This is a genomic window from Paraburkholderia sp. PGU19 (assembly GCF_013426915.1).
In the GTDB taxonomy this organism is placed as follows: Bacteria; Pseudomonadota; Gammaproteobacteria; order Burkholderiales; family Burkholderiaceae; genus Paraburkholderia.
Window position 1 is genome coordinate 784867 of the sequence record NZ_AP023183.1, and the last position, 19789, is coordinate 804655.

18 protein-coding genes and 2 pseudogenes are annotated in these 19789 nt (G+C 58.0%); 15 read left to right on the forward strand and 5 right to left on the reverse strand.

Translation table 11 applies throughout. The features are described 5' to 3' along the window. Window positions 1–101: 101 nt before the first annotated feature. Window positions 102–1496 carry a replication initiation protein gene (locus H1204_RS50720; RefSeq protein WP_180736642.1) on the reverse strand — a complete coding sequence of 465 codons (1395 nt, stop codon included), beginning with the start codon at window positions 1494–1496 and terminating at the stop codon, window positions 102–104. 1089 nt (window positions 1497–2585) lie between these two features. On the opposite strand from H1204_RS50720, the gene H1204_RS50725 reads away from it, so the two are divergent. From H1204_RS50725 to H1204_RS50775, 11 genes and pseudogenes are all read left to right on the forward strand, one after another. Beyond that, window positions 2586–3791, forward strand: a complete 1206-nt coding sequence (locus H1204_RS50725; RefSeq protein ID WP_180737008.1) for an AAA family ATPase — start codon at window positions 2586–2588, stop codon at window positions 3789–3791. Further along, on the forward strand, window positions 3788–4777 hold the full coding sequence (locus H1204_RS50730) for a ParB/RepB/Spo0J family partition protein (RefSeq protein ID WP_180736643.1): 990 nt from the start codon (window positions 3788–3790) through the stop codon (window positions 4775–4777). The genes H1204_RS50725 and H1204_RS50730 overlap by 4 nt, the downstream gene beginning before the upstream one ends. Window positions 4778–5936: 1159 nt before the next feature. Beyond that, window positions 5937–6183, forward strand: a pseudogene (locus tag H1204_RS50735) (type II toxin-antitoxin system ParD family antitoxin); the annotation flags it as partial. A gap of 406 nt (window positions 6184–6589) precedes the next feature. Then, complete coding sequence (locus tag H1204_RS50740; RefSeq protein ID WP_180736644.1) at window positions 6590–6727, forward strand: hypothetical protein; 138 nt, start codon at window positions 6590–6592, stop codon at window positions 6725–6727. A 374-nt stretch (window positions 6728–7101) separates the two neighbouring features. Next, the gene (locus H1204_RS50745; protein ID WP_091788763.1) at window positions 7102–7332 is read left to right on the forward strand and encodes a CopG family transcriptional regulator; all 231 of its coding nucleotides are present in this window, start codon (window positions 7102–7104) and stop codon (window positions 7330–7332) included. Beyond that, entirely contained in the window at window positions 7332–7763 is a 432-nt protein-coding gene (locus H1204_RS50750; protein WP_180736645.1) for a TA system VapC family ribonuclease toxin, read from the forward strand. The genes H1204_RS50745 and H1204_RS50750 overlap by 1 nt, the downstream gene beginning before the upstream one ends. A gap of 411 nt (window positions 7764–8174) precedes the next feature. Beyond that, window positions 8175–8417 carry a type II toxin-antitoxin system ParD family antitoxin gene (locus tag H1204_RS50755; RefSeq protein ID WP_180737010.1) on the forward strand — a complete coding sequence of 81 codons (243 nt, stop codon included), beginning with the start codon at window positions 8175–8177 and terminating at the stop codon, window positions 8415–8417. Continuing rightward, window positions 8414–8713, forward strand: coding sequence for a type II toxin-antitoxin system RelE/ParE family toxin (locus H1204_RS50760; RefSeq protein WP_180736646.1), 300 nt, complete (start codon window positions 8414–8416; stop codon window positions 8711–8713). The genes H1204_RS50755 and H1204_RS50760 overlap by 4 nt, the downstream gene beginning before the upstream one ends. A gap of 330 nt (window positions 8714–9043) precedes the next feature. Next, a complete protein-coding gene (locus tag H1204_RS50765) occupies window positions 9044–9796 on the forward strand; it encodes a hypothetical protein (RefSeq protein WP_180736647.1) in 753 nt (250 codons plus the stop codon). Further along, the gene (locus tag H1204_RS50770) at window positions 9781–10473 is read left to right on the forward strand and encodes a hypothetical protein (RefSeq protein WP_180736648.1); all 693 of its coding nucleotides are present in this window, start codon (window positions 9781–9783) and stop codon (window positions 10471–10473) included. Before H1204_RS50765 ends, H1204_RS50770 begins: the two co-directional genes overlap by 16 nt. A gap of 898 nt (window positions 10474–11371) precedes the next feature. Further along, the gene (locus tag H1204_RS50775; protein WP_180736649.1) at window positions 11372–12997 is read left to right on the forward strand and encodes a tannase/feruloyl esterase family alpha/beta hydrolase; all 1626 of its coding nucleotides are present in this window, start codon (window positions 11372–11374) and stop codon (window positions 12995–12997) included. 160 nt (window positions 12998–13157) lie between these two features. On the opposite strand, the gene H1204_RS50780 is transcribed toward H1204_RS50775, so the two are convergent. Continuing rightward, window positions 13158–13913, reverse strand: a complete 756-nt coding sequence (locus H1204_RS50780) for an SDR family NAD(P)-dependent oxidoreductase (RefSeq protein ID WP_180736650.1) — start codon at window positions 13911–13913, stop codon at window positions 13158–13160. Window positions 13914–14020: 107 nt separating this feature from the next. Here H1204_RS50780 and H1204_RS50785 point away from each other — a divergent pair, with 107 nt between their 5' ends. Beyond that, complete coding sequence (locus H1204_RS50785; protein ID WP_180736651.1) at window positions 14021–14617, forward strand: TetR/AcrR family transcriptional regulator; 597 nt, start codon at window positions 14021–14023, stop codon at window positions 14615–14617. On the opposite strand, the gene H1204_RS50790 is transcribed toward H1204_RS50785, so the two are convergent. After that, a complete protein-coding gene (locus H1204_RS50790) occupies window positions 14611–14985 on the reverse strand; it encodes a helix-turn-helix domain-containing protein (protein WP_180736652.1) in 375 nt (124 codons plus the stop codon). The two genes, H1204_RS50785 and H1204_RS50790, sit on opposite strands and share 7 nt — an antisense overlap. 97 nt (window positions 14986–15082) lie before the next feature. Here H1204_RS50790 and H1204_RS50795 point away from each other — a divergent pair, with 97 nt between their 5' ends. Continuing rightward, a complete protein-coding gene (locus H1204_RS50795; RefSeq protein ID WP_180736653.1) occupies window positions 15083–15844 on the forward strand; it encodes an NAD(P)-binding domain-containing protein in 762 nt (253 codons plus the stop codon). Between the two features lie 667 nt (window positions 15845–16511). Here H1204_RS50795 and H1204_RS50800 read toward each other — a convergent pair. Further along, window positions 16512–16625: pseudogene (locus H1204_RS50800) on the reverse strand (IS110 family transposase); the annotation flags it as partial. A 172-nt stretch (window positions 16626–16797) separates the two neighbouring features. Here H1204_RS50800 and H1204_RS50805 point away from each other — a divergent pair. Further along, a complete protein-coding gene (locus H1204_RS50805; protein ID WP_243469177.1) occupies window positions 16798–17136 on the forward strand; it encodes a hypothetical protein in 339 nt (112 codons plus the stop codon). A 44-nt stretch (window positions 17137–17180) separates the two neighbouring features. Further along, complete coding sequence (gene tnpB / locus H1204_RS50810; RefSeq protein ID WP_180736654.1) at window positions 17181–17336, forward strand: IS66 family insertion sequence element accessory protein TnpB; 156 nt, start codon at window positions 17181–17183, stop codon at window positions 17334–17336. Between the two features lie 31 nt (window positions 17337–17367). Here the strand turns inward: tnpB and H1204_RS50815 are convergent, their stop codons facing one another. Continuing rightward, on the reverse strand, window positions 17368–19035 hold the full coding sequence (locus H1204_RS50815) for a recombinase family protein (RefSeq protein WP_243469178.1): 1668 nt from the start codon (window positions 19033–19035) through the stop codon (window positions 17368–17370). Window positions 19036–19789: the final 754 nt, after the last annotated feature.

The window sequence follows — 19789 nt, forward strand, 5'->3', positions numbered from 1 at the left end:
GTGATGAAACGGTCTGGATTAACGCAACGACCGTGAATGCGAGCTAGAGGGAGATCCATAAGCAGGTCTACAAGGTGCGGAGCCGAGTGCTCGCAAACCGTTTAAGCCTTCGCGGCGGCTTTCGCTTTGGTGCGCAGAAACACGAACGAGTAGAGCGCAAAGGATAGGTCCTTATGCGCCAGCACATCCGACTCGTGAATCGTCGCCGGGTTGAGCTTCACCCGCTTGATGGCCAGCTTACCGGCCGCGGAGGCGATAAAGGCACGCATGAAGTCCTTTTGCACCTTACCGTCCGCCTTGTGATACGCCTCACGACCGAGGTCGGCATTCTCGACGGTCTGTGTTTTGCTGCGCTCCTCTGCCGCTGCGGTGCTTGCGGCGACGGCCGCTGTCGCCAGTTGCTTCGCGCTGGACTCCGCCCTCTCCTGCTCCTGCTGCTGTTGCTGTACTGTTAGCATTTTGCGGTCAGCGTCGGATAGCTTGTAGCCATCGGTGATAGCTTTTAGCAGGTACGCTCCCGGACTCTTCTTGACTTGGCCGGAGTCGACCTTGGTGCGGGTGTATTCGATTGCCTGGAGAATACGCTCATCCGACCACACAGCGCGGTTTTGCGAGATGGTGTTGAACTGCTTTTCGGTGAAGCCGAATTCGTTCTTCAGCGTCGTGTATATCTCTTGCGCGCCAAGCAGGCTGGCTCGAATGGCTCCAGCGGATTCCTTGCGCGTCAGCCTGAAACGAATCCGGTCAATCTTTTTCGACTTCGGGCTCACGGTGCGAGTCTCGTAGCTCAGGTCGATGTCGGAGACTGCGTTAATCTGCTTAACCGCCTTGTCGAGGTTGTCGCGTTTGAAATACTTGAATTCGGTTGCAGTCGACGCAGCCTTCCCAGGCCAACCACGTACCACATCGACTTCGAACCACTCGGTTATGCCTTCTGCCACGTAACCGATGACGTGATCGTAAATGGCTCGAGCATAGGTAAGCGTGAAGGCAGAGGTGATTCGCAGGCTCAACCAGTGCGACTTCACCGGGTCCTTGATGTGCGGAATGAGCGGCTCAGGAACCGCAAAAGTGATGCGCCCTTTGTCGATACCGACGATACCGATTAGCTGTACGGACACCCACTTTTCGTCCTCCGCGGACGTGCTGCCAGGGGGCGAGGCCGAAACCTGAATCAAGGCTTTTTGAGCCTCGGACACGACCGTACGCAGGTGCTTGTAGTTGTAGCTGTCATAACGCATGAGCCATCGGAAGTAGCTCAGCTCGACGTCATAGACCTTCGGGGTGGTCGGCTCCTGCGCCACGATGAAGTGCGCTGCGTCCAAGAGTCGCCTGGCTGTAATGCCCACATCGGTGATGTCGATAAAAACGTTGTTACGCTGATAGCCAATCTCCTTCGTCGATTCGTTGATTGGCGTGTCAGTGGCGAGCATCTCCTCGAACAGTTCAAACGACAGCTGGCGCGAGGTTGCGCGTGTCGTGATGTTGTTTGCCATCGAGGATCCTGTCCCTAGTTGCCGGTCGCGCAGACTCTAACACGCGTAGGTGAGATGTCAAAACAAAAAGACTCACCATGAAACGGGGCGTTCCAACAATTTTCATCACCCACCATCAGTACGTGTGCATTCAACAAATCTACTCACCTTCCCGCTGCTGGCGGTCGTGCTGATGGGCGGTTGTATGTTTTTCAAAGTCTTTTAAAAACGAAAACCAACGAACCAACAACAGAGAAACCACAATCCATGTAAAAACAATGGGTTAGTTGCTTGTAGGTGAGCTGTTTTGTGCCTGAGGTGAGGACTTTTGTAGGCCGAAGGTGAGTAGAAATCCTTGGCTAGCGTGAGAAGTTTACCAGCGCCGGGTGAGTGATACTGTGGGCGCGGAGTGACGGTGAGCATTTTTGTTGAATGTTGCTTCCCTTCGCGGAGACCGTGATCTGGCGGGGTTCTCCGCCGAAAATAGCTCGTAATGGGTGAGTTGTTTTGTTGGAGGATGGTGAGTGCTTTTGTGGCGCGGCGTACTTGAGAGTGCTCGATTTATCGGCATGATCAGCACCAAGTCCCGCCGGACGGCCGTTTGCGGCGAGGGCATCTGTGGATAAGGCGATAGCGGGTTGATGATGGTGATTAATTTTGTAGGCAAGTGCAGTCGTCCCCTGCAGTCAACGCCAGTGTAACGCTTACTTTATGAGCTGCCGGAAGACTTCCGGCCAGGCTGCGGAGAACTCTCTGGGGCAAAAAGTGCCCGTTGCGCGCCGAGGCGATGTCCCGCGATGTGATGGTGAGAGGAATTGTTGAAAGACCCAGACTGGGCACGTCAACTGGCAGATTTCAACAATTCTTCTCACCCACCTTCACCGCCCTGCTTCGACGTATTTTCAACAATTTCCCTCACCATCAAGTTTTCGGAATGCTTTCGCACGAGCCGGCAGTTCTGGCCCTTTCGTCGTGCTGTTCGATCTTTTTTCGTTGTTTTCCAGCGAGTTAGGCCGAGAATTTAAGAAACTAGCTAATGCGAGAGCGATTTTTTTAAAGTTTTCGAGTATTCTACGCTTCGTCCCGATTTCCGGTGAAAGTGTAAAAACTATGTCTAAAGCCGAATTTCCCGCGATCACACGCAAAGTTCCTCTCGCGAAAATCGCTAAATTTGCGAAAAAACTGGACGGATTGACAGTCGAGTTGCGCGAGCAGATTCTCACGCCGAGGCCGCGAAAGGCACCGCCACACTTTACGACTGCCGAAGTAGCAGATCTGTGCGGGCTCGACCGAACCAAGCTTCACTACCAAGCAACGCGGGAAGGAAGCACGTTGCCGCCGGGCGTTGCGCACGGCACGGGCCGTAGCCGCCTGTTCACCTTGGCCGAGGCGCGCACCTATGTACAACAGTTGTCGGAAATCTATCAGTCGCCGCTCGTGACCGGTCGCGAGGCCGACGGCAAGATTGTTCTAGTTGCCAACTTCAAGGGTGGGTCGACGAAGACTACGACGACGATGTGCATCTCTCAAGGGTTGTCGTTGCGCGGACGGAAAGTGCTCGTGGTTGACCTGGACCCGCAGGCCTCCCTGTCAGAACTATGCGGACTCTATGCCGAGAACGAGGTCGACGAGGATTCGACCGTTCTGCCTTTTATTTATAACGAGGAGATGGAGGGTGGACTGGAGTCTGCCATCAAGGAAACTTATTGGGACGGCCTGGATGTTATTCCCGCACATCCATCGCTGTTCAGTGCTGAGTTCTTCATCCCCTCGATGCTGAAGACTCGCCCGAGCTATCAGTTTTGGGCAATCCTTCGGAAAGGCTTGGAGCCGCTGCGCAAGAAGTACGACTATATCATTCTGGACACAGCTCCCTCCCTCTCCTACCTCACATTGAACGCGTTGATGGCTGCTGATTCGATGGTGATGCCCTTGGTGCCGGAGAGCCTGGACTTCATCAGCTCGGTATCGTTCTGGGGGCTGTTTTCGGATATTGCCGCGAACTTCATGGAGAAGGAGTCAGACAAGGTCTACGATTTCATCTCCGTGATTCTGTCGAAGGTGGATACAAGCCCGACGTCGTCAGCACCGATCGTTCGCTCGTGGACGCAACGCGCCTACGAAGACTGGCTGACCACGACCGAGATCCCGGCGAGTTCGGTGATGAGCAACGGTGCGCTCGCGCTCTCGACAGTGTTTGATCTTAGCAAATCCGACGGGGTCTCAAAGACGGTGCAGCGTGTACGCCAGCCACTGGTTGAATACTGCAGGTGGATTGACAACATGTATGTCGACGAATGGAGTCTCGCACAATGAGCAGCATTCGCGACCGTATGGCTCTACAAACTGCCAACCTCCGGAAGACGTCCTCAATCTCCGACGAGGAGATGGACGCGACCAAGCACGTGGTCGAGAAGCCGAAGACAGGGCCTGGGATGGCAGGCGCCTTGGCAGCCGCACAACTCAAAATTCAAGAGTTGGAAGCGAGTGGCGGCCAGGCAACGATTCCGGTTGCAGAGGTTGTGCCGAATCCGTGGCAACCGCGGCGGATTTTTGTCGAGGCCGAGCTTTCGGATCTTGCCGAGTCTATTCGCGAAAAGGGGTTGGTTCAGCCGGTGGCGGTGCGGCGCGTTGATTCTGGCTACCAGCTGGTCGCTGGTGAGCGGCGGTTGCGCGCGCACAAAATCTTGGGCATGGAGCAAATCAAGGCCGTAATAGTCGAGTGCTCCGATGAGGATATGGTTGTTCTCGCGTTGGTAGAGAACATCGGGCGGTCCAACCTAACCGACTATGAGATCGCGATTTCGCTTCGTCGTGCGGAAGCAGAGTTTCCGAATCGAAAGCGGCTTGCTGAGTCCCTCGGTATGTCGCGCACCGGGCTGTATCAATTTTTGGCGTTCGACAAGCTGCCCGATTTCATCAAGGAGCAATTGGACTTGCAGCCCGCGTTGCTTGGGTGCAACGCTGCAGAAGAAGTTGTGTCGGCTATCAAAAAGCATGGCGCTGCCGGTTTGGCTGCGGCAAAGGACTTGTGGTCGGATGTTGTCAAAGGAGAAATTCTTCAGGGCCGATATGCTGCCGCAATCGTAGCGCAGGCCACCCGTCAGGGTTCACGAGCGGAGGCCCGTGAGCGGAGCATCGCGAAGTTCTTTTCGGGCAAGGAACAGGCCGGTAGCATTACCAAGGACGTGAACTCGTTCACCGTAAAAATCAAGACCGGGTCGCTTAGCGAAGCTCAAGAGACTCGAATCCGGCAACTTATCAGTGAGCTGTACCGGGAAGAACCAAGCGCGCAGCAGTAATCGAACTCACCGGTGAGAAGCCCGCAACTTGCGGGTTTTTTTACGAGTGTGCCGAGCGTGCACACCAGCTTGGGGGTGAAAGTGGCCTATCAAGCCGGGTGGTGGTAAAGGAAGCGAAACGCAAGAGGGTCGTCGTGAGGCGAGGTCTGGAGGAAGCGTGTAGCAAAGCCACGACTTCACGAACAGAAACCAGATATGAGGCCTACCAGGCCGGACGAGCAAGCACGTGATTGCGAAGTCCATGACCCTCAAGGGTCTGGGTGGTAGATCTGGCGGGTGTGTGGTGAAGGCGCTGTGCTTACCTTCAGGAGGCTTGCCCGGTGTCCTAGAATCAGGACTGAGCAGCTCGCAAGGGTTGTTGATCGTCGTGCAGGAGTCAGCAGAAGGCATAGTAGGGCGGTGGTTATGCCTGAAGGCCTGAACCGAAAGGAGCGGCGAGTAAGCCGGAGAACTCGGCATGGGAGCGCAGCAGAAAACGCATCGCCGTTTGAGCGTAGCAATATGAACACGACAGCGTCCTGAGAAGCCTTTAGCGTGCCGGCGAGGCTTTGACACGCCCAACCTCCAGACAGCGCCATGCCCACGTCGCGGGTGTCAGTAGTACCGACACTCCGGACCTTCTTGCGGTCTGACCCGCATCACACGCCTCGCGGGGGCATCGAGGTGTCAGTATTACTGACACGCCTCCTGATATCCGCTGAACGGGAGGTCGCCAGAGTGTCAGTAGTACCGACACTCTGGCGACCCATGTGCTCATGAGGTCTGCAGGTCAGGCGTCGCCTGAACGAGAACAGGCTGAAACAAGGGGCCTGACTGTTTGGGAGAGACATTCAGTCTAATGGACGATGCGACGGAAGAACCGCCGAGCAGATCGAACGCCAGTGTCAATGGCCTCCAGTAATCCCGCCATCCTGGTGCAGTGCTGTCCGTCACTGGCTGCCATAGTGGGAACCTCACTGCCCTTGCCGATACGCGTCTCCGCGGCGGCACGCAGGCCGGCGCGGCATCCGGCGCTGATTCGCCCATGCAACGCGGCGGCAGCTGCCTGCTGTCGTGAAAACCTAGCCGGAGAAGGCGATGTGCGCCGTTTGCCGCCCGTCGTGCGAGGGGAGTTGTCCGTCGATAGCAATCTGATTTGGGCGAGACGGTTGCGCGCAGCCTGCGGTCCGGCCGGTCGAGATGCGCCGAGCGTAACACTTCCGTTTCCCTCGGCGAGCATTTTGCAGACTTGGTCGTAGGTCCGCTCAGGCCTATAGGCTCCGCAAGTGATGTCATGCGCGCCGGGCTGCGCCCGCTCGAAACGCACGAGACACAGGTGCGGGCGCTGCAGAAGCGTTGAAGGTCGACGAGGTGTCGGAGATCCGATGCCGTTTCATGGCGAGGCGTTCCTTGTGCGCATGCGTGCCCCCGCACGGCGGTCCCGATGGCCGTTAGGGTGCGACAGCTGGCCGAGTCCGATCTCGAGGACTTCTGGCGCTACACGGCTACGCATTGGCCTCCCGGGCAGACCGACCGCTATCACAGCGACTTGATCGCAACTAGAACACGAGGGGCCGCATATCGAGGAGGCCGGCCCTACCTGCCTTCTAGTGCGGCAGGATTCTCCGTGTTTTAGCGTGAGAAGACGGACACCACGCTAGGCGTGATCTAGGTCGCGCACCAGCGTATGGACGTCCGGCATCACCTCAGATCCGAATCACGGCGGGCGCAGGGCAGAATCGTCCTTGTTAATGCGGAGATTTCCACGGGGAAACCTGAAGAAAACCATTCCGACCTCCGTGTTGATCGCCGTGCTCGGCATCCACGGCCGCGATGAAGACGATCGTGGTCACGCTGCCTGATGCAAAGACGGAGCGCGACCGCGGCTACCAGGAGCGGATCGTGTTCTTCGGGGCGCCGCGCACGTCCGGCGGCTTCATTTACAACATCCGGATCTTGGCGACGATCTGATGGAGCGCCCGGCGGCGGACGCGACAGGCGAGCTGCAACTGCTCGAGGTCGGGGTTGGGGACGGACGCGACGCATTCCGCGCGCATCGACGACGTAGACCTGTTCGTGATGCTGGGCGTGCCCACGCGCAGCGCTTGGTCCCGCTGAGCGTACCCAGGAGGGCCTTGGTGCGGGTACGAGCATCGTGGTGACTACCCGGAGGAGGTGATCGTCCGGCGTGAAGAAGGACACATGATCATCAAGGCGATTTTTCCCGCCGGCAGCACGGTGTGGGGCGGACGGTCGGAAGGATAATTGGTTGATGACTGATGCTTGATGCTTGATGCGATCTGGGTTACCCTGATAGAGACAATCGGATGTCTATGGAAGCCCCCATGCGAACCACCCTCGATATCGACGACGACGTACTCGCCCTCGCACGCGCGCGTGCCGACCGCGAGCACGTGTCGATCGGCCGCATCATCTCGCAACTCGCGCGCGCAGCGCTGCAGCGTCCCGCAGTCGCTCCGGCCACGCGCAACGGCTTGCCGGTGCTGCCGAACGCGCGCACCGCGCGCACGGTCACGCCCGAAGTCGTCAACCAGCTGCGCGACGAGGCGCCCTGATGACGTATCTGCTTGACGTCAACGTACTGATTGCGCTGCTCGACGCGGGCCACGTACAGCACGAGGCCGCGCACGAATGGTTCGGCCGGGCAGGGCACGCCGCTTGGGCGACCTGCCCGCTGACAGAAAACGGCGTGCTGCGCATCATCGGCAATCCGCGCTACCCGAACACGCTGGAGACGCCGGCCGCGGTCGCGCCGCTCGTCGCGCAGCTTCGAGCACATCCTGGCCACACCTTCTGGTCTGACGACCTGAGCATGCTCGATCCGGAGCACGTTGACCTGAGCCGCGTCCTCGCGACCGACCAGGTGACCGACACGTACCTGCTCGCCCTCGCGCGCCGCCATGGAGGGGCGCTGGCCACCTTCGACCGCCGGCTGGTCGCCGATGCGGTGCCCGACGGTGCGCGCCACCTCGAAGTCATTGGTTAAGGGAGCATTATCGGGCCGTAATGTCAAACGGCCCCGCACCCAGCCTGTTTCGACATTATGGGCCGTAATGTCAAACCGTCGGCGGGGCCACCGGTTCGTGCGTGAAACATCCCGCGTAAAACATTAGCACCGATAAATCATTGATTTAGCGCCATTTATTCGAGTGGTTTGTCGGATGTTTCACGGAAATTAAAGGGCACGGGCCTGCCGGCGCAACACCGGTGCATGTTGCAGCGCCGAATACACCAACATTTGCGAAAGCGTAGTGATTGTTACGTTATTTGTAACTTAGCCCCATCGTGGTGGGGAAGCGAAATCATCTTCGTGTACGTCGCGTGAAGGCGTTTTCGCGGCGGGCAGGCGGTTACCAAGAGTTGGTATAATAGACGCAGAAACCACGGGAGCCACATGATGGGCAAGAATACCTCCGTTTCGCTCGGCGACCACTTTGCCGAATTTGTCGAAGACCGCGTGCGGGCCGGGCGCTACAACACGGCGAGCGACGTGGTTCGGGCCGGCCTGCGCTTGCTGGAGGAACAGGAAGCAAAACTCGATGCCCTGCGCGTCGAACTGGAGAAGGGCGAGCGTTCGGGTCCGTCCAGGCCGTTTGACTTCGATGCGTTTCTCGCACGCAAGAGGCAGTCCGCGACGTGAAGCAGTTTGTTCTTTCGCCGGCGGCCGAACTGGATCTCGATGATATCTGGGACTATTCGGCAGAGAACTGGGGGATCCGACAGGCAGAGCGCTATATCCGCATGATTCAGGACACGATCATTGGATTGACTGACGGCACACAGCCGAGTCAGGCCGCCTCCCGCGTTCGACCGGGTTACCGCAGCGTGCTGGTCGGCACGCACATTCTGTTTTTCAAGGAGACCGATAGCCTGGTCGACGTCATCCGGATTCTGCACCAGCGGATGGATCCCTCTGAGCACCTGAGCGAGCACTAGCTTCTTTTTCTTCCACTCGGCCCGCCGGGAAGACCAGAGCAACACATGATTGTCGTCGCGTCCTCCAAGCTGGACCGATGTGACGCAGATGAACGCGACAACGCGAGACCGGATTGCGCGCGCACTGGCTCGTAAAAAAAGCCCGCTCGATAAGCGCGCTTGTGCGCATTGATTGGGCGCACTGTGTCTTGCAGCTTCCTGAACGGACCCGACTCTCAGGCGTAGACGAGAGTGTGCAGAAGTTGGGGAGGCTCCAAAGGGGGCCGTTCGGTGGCGGCGCCAGTTTCACTTCAGGTAGGCTTACCAGTCTCGCAACGGTGGGAGCTAGCCATGCGGTTGATCATCGAAGCAAGGTTGGTCGACGGAGACAGTGACACAGTCGAGGAGGGCGACGGAGTTCTGGCCGTCGTTGAGCGCCCTGATTGCAGTATTGCTGAACTGGGCTTGTCTCTCGCGGAAGGGCGTTCGCTGCTGGCGAAGGTGCAGATCGAACTTGTTTCGAAACAGGTGCGGCGATGGCTCGCAGGCCAGACTCATTGTGAGAGCTGCGGTGCGGCCTTGAGGCATAAAGACAGTCGCTCGACCGTGCTGCGCACCGTCTACGGCAAAGTGACGCTGAAGAGTCCGCGGCTGTGGTCTTGCGCGTGCCAAGAGACTGCGCAGACGAAGCAGCGTGTGATCCACCCCTTGTCGAAGGCGCTGGCCAGGCGCGTCACCCCGGAGCTGGAATATCTGCAGGCGAAGTGGGCAGCTCATTTGCCCTACCGGCAGGCGACGAATATGCTCAAGGAAGTGCTACCGCTGGACAACGGCATCTCGTCGAGTGGCATCCGAGATCGGATTCTTGACCTTGGAAAACAGCTCGACGCTGAAATCGAGCGTGACATTGCGCAGCTGCCCCAGTCTGCCGCAGACGGACAGGTTCGCGAGTGCAGTCATGTCGCCGCCGTGAGCGTCGACTCGGCGTGGCTGCGCAATTGCGACCCCGGGGCAGACCCGGGCCGTCACGTGAACATCGTCGCGGGACGGGCGACGTTCACCGACGGTCCCCAAAACTGTATGCCTATGTGCACAAGGAAGTGACCTCGGCCGCAGCGCGACTCGATCAGTTCCTCAGCAGGAACGGTGTGGCGAGCGATGAACGCGTGACTGTAATCAGCGACGACGCCTCTGAGTTCGGGAAGACCGTTGAGGGAAGTCAGCTGGCGCGCGGCCGGATCCTCGACTGGTTTCATATCGCGATGAAGTTCAGGGCGGCGGAGCGTTCCGTATTCGGCAGCAAGATGATCGACTCGATGGAACGCGAATCGGTGGAGACCGAGATCATCCACGCCAAATGGCTGGTCTGGCATGGAAAGGGCCGCAAGGCGTTGGAGCGGATCAAGGCACTGGACAGTCAGCTCCTCGCAAGGCAGGGATACGAATTCAATACATTGTGGTGGAATCTGAACACTGTCTCCAATTACCTGGAGAAGAACGCGGGCACGTTGGTCAACTACGGCGCCCGATATCGCAAGGGCCTGCCGATCAGCAGCAGCATCGCCGAGTCCGCGGTGAACCAGGTCGTCAGCTGCCGTATGGCCAAGAAGCGACAGATGCGCTCGACAGACGAAGGGGCACATTGCATGGCACAGGTCAGGGTTGCGGTGTTAAACGGGGAATTCTCACCCCGTCGCATCTCGACATTCAAGACTGCCGACAGCGGTTACGGCAAATGCACCGGGCCAATGGACGCGACAGACCGAGCAGTCATGCAGTAAGTTCTGAAATCCTAACGAATCTCTCCCCAACTTTTGCACGCTCTCTTGAGAGTGCAAATAAAGTTGTCACTACGGTATCTGGAACTCCCTCCATATAAGGAATCCGAATTGACATCTTTGTCTTGTTCTACGCGGCGGGGATCCAAAGTCACCGCTGCTTGGGAGGCAAGCGCTATAAGGGCGCGAACAAGTGTCAGCTCGGCCACGTTGCGCGCCACCCGCCCGAGCGTTAGGGTCGGTGAGTGAACGGTGCCGCCCGTCGAGCACAGGTCGGCCACGACGCTCGCGTCCCTCGGCCAGCGCTTCGCAAAGTTTTACCCGGCTTAGGCAAAGTCTTCGACCGCGGTCATTGGGCGAATTACCGATTGCAAATCGTTGGCGTTCACTTCTCAGGTGAAAGGGCGCCCTGAGGGCAGCGACCTGGACTCCTACCACCTCGACGATCAGACCCCGCTACTTTTTCCTGATCGTGCGGCTGGTCCGATCCCATCTTGAGTGCCGGTCACCGCCTACTTAACCATCCCTTCCTAACGTTCAACTCCGACGGCATCCCGCCGACCGACTTCCCTCAATTGACGGAGTTAACCCTGAGTTAGTCAATAGCGAAATCATTTGCTATTGACAACTTCTCGCTGCGCAACGACCATGTACTCCCCAACGCGAATTTCCTGGAGGCTCGCCGAACTAGCACCTCGTCTGGCCGCCTTTCTCGAAAGGTCGCCCCACCCGTCTATTGTTCATCGGTGTTGGCGTGAGCCGTCGAACTGGGGGGTCTGAATAATGTTCACCTAAAGAAGGAATAAACAGCTGGTCTATATATAGGATGACTAACGAGTTGGCTATGGTAATAACGAACGACAGCGCACAGGCTTCGAATCACAACTAGACGGAGACAGATATGCGACCCGAAACGATAGGTAACCAGCTGAAGGGCATTGCCCTTGCTATCGGAACCACCATCGTTCTATTTCACTTGAGCGGCTGCGGCGGTAGCGGTAGCTCCATACAGGCGACAACGCCGCCACCTGCTGGATCGGGCGGACCGACCGTTGCCGAATTGACCACTAAGTGCGAGTCTCTGAGAGGACAAGTGATTGCCGGCGTGGCGGTGACTGCAACCAGCCGGGTGGGGCCGATCTCAGGCGTTAGCCCTGCAGGGATTTGCAAGGTTTCTGGTACGAGAGCGCCATTCCTCGACATTGAGGTTGACGTGCCCGACAACTGGTCGGGGAGGTATTTTCAGAACGGCGGTGGCGGTTTCGACGGAACGATCTACACCGCGTACACGTTTGACACATCCAATACCATTACCGCGATTAATCCAACCATCACAAAGTACGGTGCCGTCTACGCTGCTTCGAATGGTGGAAATCGGGCTGAGGTGCCGGCCGAGGCCGCACCTGCCGTTTGGCTGACTGGAACAACACAGGCTCACGCATCGATCACCGACTACGCATATCTGTCGATCGGGACAACAACAACGTTCGCGAAAGCCGTTATTAACGCGTTCTACGGAAAAGCGCCAACGAAGTCGTACTTTAACGGATGCTCAAACGGTGGCCGTGAAGGCTATATTGCGGCTCAACGGTGGCCGGATCAATTTGACGGTATCGTGGCGGGGTGCGAAACCGAAGACATGGCCGGACAAACAGCGAAATGGCTTCAGATCGGTGGGACGGCTGGTACCGCTGCGGCGCTGACAGACGCCCAATACACAGCTTCCTATCAGGCTGCGGTAGCGGCATGCGACTCTTCAGACGGGCTTGCTGACGGCTATCTGACGAATGCAGCAGCTTGCCACTTCAGTCCGGCGCTACTGCAATGTGGGTTGTCTACTGCCAACCCGCATCCCGCCCTCTGCCTGTCTGCGGCACAGGTGACCACGTTGCAGAAGTATTTGTCGCCAATGGCGCTCTCCGACGGTACCGTCATCTATAGCGGATTCAATTGGTCAGACTACTCAGCGTTTGGAGGGGCCTTCGGGTCGCTTGGTGGTGTCTATGCGTTCCTGGCGACAGGCGACCAGTCGTGGCTCACACCAGCGAGGCAGGCCACCTTTAACCCCGACACCGATTACGGCATTATCGGCTTGGGCCTGAAGCAGATCGGCATCGACAACGACGTGCAATCGATCGCACAGTTCGTTGCTTCCGGGAAGAAGCTGATCTCGTGGCACGACATTGGCGATAACCTGCTGTCGCCAAACGAGCACGAGAGAAATGACGCGAGGACGACTGCAATCGCTCAAACGATCGGATTGTCTGATCCGACGACTAATACCAGGCTTTTCCTGGTACCTTCGAACACGCATGGCGCAGGGCAAGACGTCACGCAGATTGATTGGCCGGGTGCAATTATCAAGTGGGTAGAACAGGGGGAGGCGCCCACGCAACTGACTTACACTTTCCGAACGAGCGCAACTGCTTCACGCAGTCTGCCTGTCTGCCTTTATCCCAAGGCACCGCATTACAATGGCAGCGGCGACATAACTTCCGCGACTAACTACACTTGCACATCAGCTTAACGCTTCAATAAGGTCAACTGGCAAGAACAGTTGCGCAAACATGGAAGGCCCGCGATCAGGGGCCTTCTTCTCGTCTTTGTCGGCGCATTGGGTAGTCGACGCGAAGAGCATCATGTGAGAAAAAGGCCGACAATGCATTCGATCGAAAATGACGACGCTCTCAGTCTGGGGCCTTCCACGCGGAAAGCATTTCAAGGGCGTTGTCGTAGTTGCCGGTAGCCCGGGCAGTGCGGAAAAATCTGGCGCGTTCCACGATGATTTCCTTCGGTGTGGGCTCTGCATGCAAAAGAGCGAGCGTCTCGTCAAGGAAATCTTCAAGGGGCATGGCCTGCTCGTCACTTTCCTGACCGAACAACGTGGTGCGCACACCTGGGGGCGCCAACTCAATCACCTGCACGGGAGTGTCGGCGAGCTGGACGCGCAGGCCTTCGGTGAACGCATGAACGGCTGCCTTGGTCGCGCTATAGGTCATCGCTATAGGGAAAGGAACAAACGCCAAAGAGGAACTGACATTGATGATGACGCTATCGGTTTTCCGGGCAAGTTGCGGCAAGAACGCATAGGTCATGCGAATGGTGCCCAGAAGGTTAATTGCGACCGACTCTTCCGCTGCTTTCAGTGAGTCCGGCTCCAAAACGTTTTCTCTCAACATGATGCCGGCGTTGTTGATCACGACATTCAGGTCCGGGTAACGCGCGGCTGCCAGTTCGCTCGCCTGGACGATGGACTTGGCGTCCGCCACGTCGAGTTCAATGGCCTCAATACCCGGATGGTCGGTTGTGATCTGCTCAAGCAGCGCCTTGCGTCGGCCTGCGACGATAACCTTATTGCCCGCCTGATGGAAACGCAACGCTAGACCGAGCCCTATGCCCGCGGTGGATCCAGTGATGAGAATCGTATTGCCTGAGGTCTTCATGTGTTTCTCCAGCTCGATGAGAGGGTAGAATGCCAAGCGGACAGTTGTCCGCTAAGGCGAAGAATACCGGACAACTGTCCGTTTGGCAAAACTTCTCGGGAGGAGAAATGGCACAGCCACAAAAGAGCGACCGCCCCGCACGCGCTGACGCGCTGCAAAATCGCGAACGCATCCTGGCGGTTGCACTTGCTGAACTGACCGTTTCCGCAGACGTGCCGCTGAGCGCGATCGCCAGGAAGGCTGGCGTGGGGCAAGGAACTTTTTATCGTCACTTCCCGACGCGGGAGACATTGGTGATGGAGGTCTATCGCTACGAGATGTTGCAGGTCGCAAAGTTCGCAGAGCACCTGCTTCAGACGCGCCCGCCTGTCCAGGCGTTGCGGGAGTGGATGAATCGCCTTGCCGAATATTCCATGACCAAAGCTGGCCTGGCCAATGCAATGCGCGAGGTGTCGTTCATGCGGGACTGTGCCGGAAAAGCGGGCTATGCCCCCATAGTCGCTGCGGCCCAATTGCTGCTCGCGGCAAATGAGAAAGCTGGAACCATTCGCGCCGGCGTGACGACTGATGACTTCTTCCTGGCAACTGCTGGTATTTGGCAGATCAATTTCAAGGAAGAGTGGCGCCCCCGACTTGCGTGGCTGATCGACTTCGTTATGGCGGGGCTACGCGCGGGCGCGCCGCTAGAGCCTGATTCTCAGTAGGCGTTACGTTCGGCACGCTTGCGCCTCATCTCAGCCCACTCGATTAAAGCCTGCATGGACGGCCCAAGCGCGTATCCCATCTCGCAAAGTTCGTACTCTACCTTCGGCGGTACTTGTGGGTATACCGTTCGCCGCACGATACCGTCTTTCTCCAACTGCTTGAGCTGCTGAATCAGCATTTTCTGGTTGATGCCGTCAATCAGCTTCTCCAGATCGGAGAATCGAAGCGGGCCTTTTGCGGCAAACAGTTGGCAAATGATGACGATCTTCCACTTGCCCTCCAGAACCCGGAGGGCCTCCGTCGTCGCCTCCGCCCATTCCAATCGCTTTTGGGGATCCTCGCAGTTCCATTCGCGCTCTTGAGACACAAACACCTCGGTATGCTACTTACTTTTTAGTGGGTACTTAACATTATCACAGAAGCCAGCTAGAGTAGGCGTATTGTGCAACACCGAGGATACAGCTATGAAAATCGGGATCATCGGAACAGGGAACATTGGCGCTTCCCTGGCCCGGAAGTTAAGCGCAGCAGGCCATGAAGTCCGCGTCGCGAACTCTCGCGGCGTGGATGGTGTCCGAGAATTCGCCGACGAGATCGGCGCGCAAGCCGTGGACGTGCGCGGCGCGGTCGATGGTGCCGAAGTCATCATTCTTTCGATCCCGTTGCCCGCCGTGCAGGCGCTTCCCGCGGACCTGTTCGATTCGGTAGCGGCTGACGCCATCGTCATCGACACCGGCAACTACTATCCTGATATGCGCGACCCGCACATTCCAGAGATCGACGAAGGAATGCCCGAAAGCGTGTGGGTGTCACGGCAGATCGAGCGCCCTGTCATCAAGGCATTCAACAACGTGCTGGCATACACGCTCGCAGAGCTGGGCCAGCCGGAGGAGACGCCTGGCCGCCTCGCCGTCGCTGTGGCGGGGGATGACCTGCGCTCCAAGGGAATCGTGATGGAGCTTGTGAATCAGATGGGCTTCGATCCGGTCGATGCGGGCTCGCTCGCAGAATCCTGGCGCCAGCAGCCATCAACCCCCGCGTATTGCTGCGACTACGATGCGGATGCCACGCGCAAAGCGCTGGCTGCGGCGGCTCCTGGGATTGCGCCCAGGATACGCGACCGGTTGCCGGAGGTTTTCGCCGGCCTCGGCCCCAGTCCCACCCACGCCGATATTGTCGCTGCAAACCGTGCAACCAACATCGTTGTAGGCAAACAGGCGTCCTGAGCGGGCTATTGGCATAGAGCACATATTGGGGAGGGGCCGTGGAAACACGGCGAGCAAAAAGATCGCCGGCGTGCATGTCGCGAATGACTACGGTTTGCAGCCCGTGGACGGCTTATGTGTTCGCTGCGGAACGCCCACGCATCCTGAAATCGAGCGTGGCGCGATCGAGACGATCGATAGGTGCAGCATCGTAGCCAGATGGATAAGTGCTTTGGTTTGCATGAATCGGCGTCACGCGACGAACGACGGGATCTCATCGTAACGATAACGCAAGGTACCTGGGCGCCCGAGCGGAATCGCCGCTTTCGGGAATATCGAGGGACCGTTATGCGTCGGGAGTGCGCGTCGGCGACCGGCTGCTTTCAGGAAGCGGAACACCAATGACCGTACATGGACGCCCCCGGTTTTGCTAGGCTTTCAGTACGCGATGACTTGAAGGTAGATTGCAACCGTACATTCGGACTTTCGCTGCGGCTGCGCCGCTGTCCCTGATGGGTTTCGCTGGTCGGTTCCCCGTCGCTTTGACGCACTCGAAGGTGCTCGGTCACTGTCGGGCTTTGCCAACCACGGTCTAACCTTTACTGCCATCACTTCATGATTGCCTAAGCAATCGGAGAGATCTTCTGCTTGCCCTTTGTGTGTTGCGTGCAGCTAACAGCCGGGCTGACTAGGCGGCCGCGCTAGCGGGTATGTAGTCAGCCCGGAATTCCCTATCGTGGGCCCACAGCGCCCCGACAGTTCGGGCAATCTTGTTGGCCAGCGCAACGGCCGCTACGTTGTGAGCGTCGCTGTATCAGCTGTAACTGTCAGCGCATCCCGTCTTGAATGCACGTGAGCGCGGTGCGAAGGTGATGCCATCGTAACGACGGAGCAATGCGATGGACGACGCAACGGGAGAGGCCGTACCGACGGGCGCGCGACGCCCCCGGTAAGGCGAAGCATTCTGGCGCGAGATGGTCATCGCGTGGACCACAAGCGGACTGGGCCTTCGACGTTTCTGTCGTGAGCAGGGGCTCGCCGTCAGTACCTTCGGCCTGTGGCGCAAGAAGCTCTCGAGCGAGCCACGTGCAGAGCCGCACCCTCTCGCGGTCACACCAGACGCGGCATTTATCGTTTCCCATCCGGACGCCGCACCAGCCACTCCTGCTCCACCGTCGACGGCGGACGCTTTGTCGCCTTCGCGTGACCGGGTGACGTTGTCGCTCGCCGGTGTTCGCATCGAGCTGACCGGTGCTCATGCCGAGCGCATCGTGCGTTTCGTGCTCGGACAGCTCGGCGGTAGCCGGTGCTGATCGCGGCCGATGTCCGTGCGTATATCTGCCGTGAGCCGGTCGACATGCGCAAATCCATCGACGGCCTGTCGTATCTGGTCGAACCACTGCTTGCCCAGAACCCTGTCTCCGGCAATCTGTTCGTGTTTGTCGGCCGGGACCGCTCGAAAGTCAAATGCCGATACTGGGATCGCACCGGCTTCGCGCTCTGGTACAACTAGCTGGATTCATACTGCAACTCCTTTTCTTGGATCAGAGTGTTTTGGATGCTGCACTCGCTCGCGCCGCTGTCGCGCGGTCAGTGAGTCGATCCCATCTGCTGCTGTGCTTCACAGGCAGGTGGGAATCCGGGACTTCATAGAGGAACGCATAATCGTTGTAGGCGTGTCGTTTGACAAGGCCGTATTCGACCCACCTGGTGAGTGTTGCTTCGTGGATGCCGAGTCGAGCTGCAGCCTCGAGTTTTGTGAGCATGCCGCGGTCGCGCAGTCTGTCGCGGCGGGATCGAAGTCCGTATCGCTGTGCGATGTATGAGACGCGCAGCGCGTCGAACCGAATGTTCGCCTTACCTGGACGGACACAACCGCCGGGACGGATGCCCCGATCATTAAGGAGCTGCGCAATCTGAGAGCATGTATGGTCATCGAGAAGCTTGTCGATGAGCTCGAGGACCTCTGGCTGGGTTTTGACCTGTTGTGCAGATGTTTTGGGATTCTGCGCCGTGAGGGTTTCAGTCTTGCCGGCCTTGAAGCGAACGTGAATCTTCGTTGTCCATTCGCCTGGAAGTTTGAGCAGTGTGACGTCCTCGACGATGTAGGCTAGCAGCCGCTTTCGCTCTCGATTCGCCAGCGATGGATCGCGCCAAAGAGTTTTGAAGTCCGCTGTCATTGCGATGAGCCGGTCGCGGATAGCGTCGTCGAGTATGAGACGCTCCTGCTGCTGGCTACGCTCCCTTTGTTCTCTCGCGTCGGCCAATATGCGCAGCTTGTCGTTCCATTCTTGCTCGAGTGTGTCGGCGACCAGTCGGTTACTTGGGTCGACCAGCATGAATCGCCGTTGCGCAAGATCTGCATCGAACTGGGCGCGTTCGATAGCGCGCAAGCGTAATCGGTCGGCTTCATCGTGACGCGCTTCGATTTCCCTGCGTATCTCCCATGCCAAATCAACGGCAGCCGGAGTCATCGACGCGACGACCAGTGCACCAACGGCTTCATCGATCGGTGCTCCGGCGATCGACTGGCAGGTTGGTTCTCCATGAGCACCTTGTGCCCGGTCGCAGACATACCAGGCTTCCTGTCGTCCGCGTCGCGTAGCGTATCGGAGCCGGAGGTGCCGGCCACAACGTCCGCAGACGGCGCGGCCCTGCATTAGAGCAGCTCCCTCGCGAGGTGGCGACGATCGCGCAACTTTGTACCCACGACCATTCGTCTCCAGAACCGTAAGGTTCTGCTGGAACTGCTCCCACGTAATGTAACCAGGATGGGCGTCCGGGATACAGGCAAGCCAGTCATTGCGATCACGCTTTCTCGGCACTTTCCGCCCGTCTGCAAGTTTGCGATAGTGCCTCCGGCCGTAGGCGTAAGCGCCTGCGTAGCGCGGATTGTTCAACATGCGAAGTGCCGTCGACGCAGTGAGGTGCTGGAAGACCAGGAACTTCGCGTTGCGCATACGGGATGGAAACAGGAGGCCTTCCTTCTTGAAGACCTTGACAGTCTGGCTGGCAGAGCCGACTCGCAAGAACGTCTCAAAGAAGTATGTGATGGTCTCTCTGACCTGGGAATCTGGGTCAAGCACTACGTTACCAAGGTCGTCATATACGAAGCCGGTCGGTAGCAGGCACCGATACTCGCCTCGATTCACCTTGTTCAGAATTCCACCTCGGAGTCGCGCTTTGAGAACATGGAGTTCGGCTTCACTCATTGTTCCCTTGAGCCCAAGTAGGAGCCGATCATTGAAGCTTGCTGGCTCGTACGAGCACACACCTTGGTACCCCTGTTCAACTGCTAACTGGGCGGCCGGAACAGGTTACTGTCACTGATCCCACCCATCCGCTGTATGGCCGTACTTTTACTGTAGTGGCGCCAGCGAGCACGGTCGGCGCATCGGGTCAAGTCACCGTCGCTTATCGCGACGATATCCTGTTAAAGATTCCGGTGGTGGCGACATCCCTCCATCCGGCGTCTCCACGTCTGCCATCGAGCAAACTATCGGCCGATAGTGTCCGGGAACTGGTTCGCATAGCGAGAGAATTCGGATCGTCAAAAAAGCAAAAATCCACCTGGAATTTAAATAAGGAGTACTTAATAATAGAGAGGAATCACGATTCGCAAAATCCGGTTGATGCCCCGAGGGACAAGCCATGACATCGGAACTCGTGACAGCCCGACATCTGTGCCGCAAGGCGATGATCTATATCCGGCATAATTCCGTGTAAAAAAATATGGCCGAGTAGTTTCATCTTCGTCGCAAATGGTAACGTTTTCGTTCCATGGTGGTCGGCATTATCCTGACTCCTCTCAAGGTAATCTCGATTGGGAGGAACTCATCATGGAGCCGTCATACACTCGCTCGTGGTCGTTGAGGTGTGTGCTAGAAGGGCCGCTCGCGCCCTATATCAGTTCCTTTACCAAATCGCTGGACGACCAAGGATTTGCTCCAGAGTCGAGCCGTGGGC

Coding starts and splice junctions, on each gene's coding strand:
- H1204_RS50720 (WP_180736642.1), bottom strand. CDS start 1,496: ATGGCAAACAACATCACGACACGCGCAACCTCGCGCCAGCTGTCGTTT.
- H1204_RS50725 (WP_180737008.1), top strand. CDS start 2,586: ATGTCTAAAGCCGAATTTCCCGCGATCACACGCAAAGTTCCTCTCGCG.
- H1204_RS50730 (WP_180736643.1), top strand. CDS start 3,788: ATGAGCAGCATTCGCGACCGTATGGCTCTACAAACTGCCAACCTCCGG.
- H1204_RS50740 (WP_180736644.1), top strand. CDS start 6,590: ATGAAGACGATCGTGGTCACGCTGCCTGATGCAAAGACGGAGCGCGAC.
- H1204_RS50745 (WP_091788763.1), top strand. CDS start 7,102: ATGCGAACCACCCTCGATATCGACGACGACGTACTCGCCCTCGCACGC.
- H1204_RS50750 (WP_180736645.1), top strand. CDS start 7,332: ATGACGTATCTGCTTGACGTCAACGTACTGATTGCGCTGCTCGACGCG.
- H1204_RS50755 (WP_180737010.1), top strand. CDS start 8,175: ATGGGCAAGAATACCTCCGTTTCGCTCGGCGACCACTTTGCCGAATTT.
- H1204_RS50765 (WP_180736647.1), top strand. CDS start 9,044: ATGCGGTTGATCATCGAAGCAAGGTTGGTCGACGGAGACAGTGACACA.
- H1204_RS50775 (WP_180736649.1), top strand. CDS start 11,372: ATGCGACCCGAAACGATAGGTAACCAGCTGAAGGGCATTGCCCTTGCT.
- H1204_RS50780 (WP_180736650.1), bottom strand. CDS start 13,913: ATGAAGACCTCAGGCAATACGATTCTCATCACTGGATCCACCGCGGGC.
- H1204_RS50785 (WP_180736651.1), top strand. CDS start 14,021: ATGGCACAGCCACAAAAGAGCGACCGCCCCGCACGCGCTGACGCGCTG.
- H1204_RS50795 (WP_180736653.1), top strand. CDS start 15,083: ATGAAAATCGGGATCATCGGAACAGGGAACATTGGCGCTTCCCTGGCC.
- H1204_RS50805 (WP_243469177.1), top strand. CDS start 16,798: ATGGTCATCGCGTGGACCACAAGCGGACTGGGCCTTCGACGTTTCTGT.
- tnpB (WP_180736654.1), top strand. CDS start 17,181: ATGCGCAAATCCATCGACGGCCTGTCGTATCTGGTCGAACCACTGCTT.
- H1204_RS50815 (WP_243469178.1), bottom strand. CDS start 19,035: ATGAGTGAAGCCGAACTCCATGTTCTCAAAGCGCGACTCCGAGGTGGA.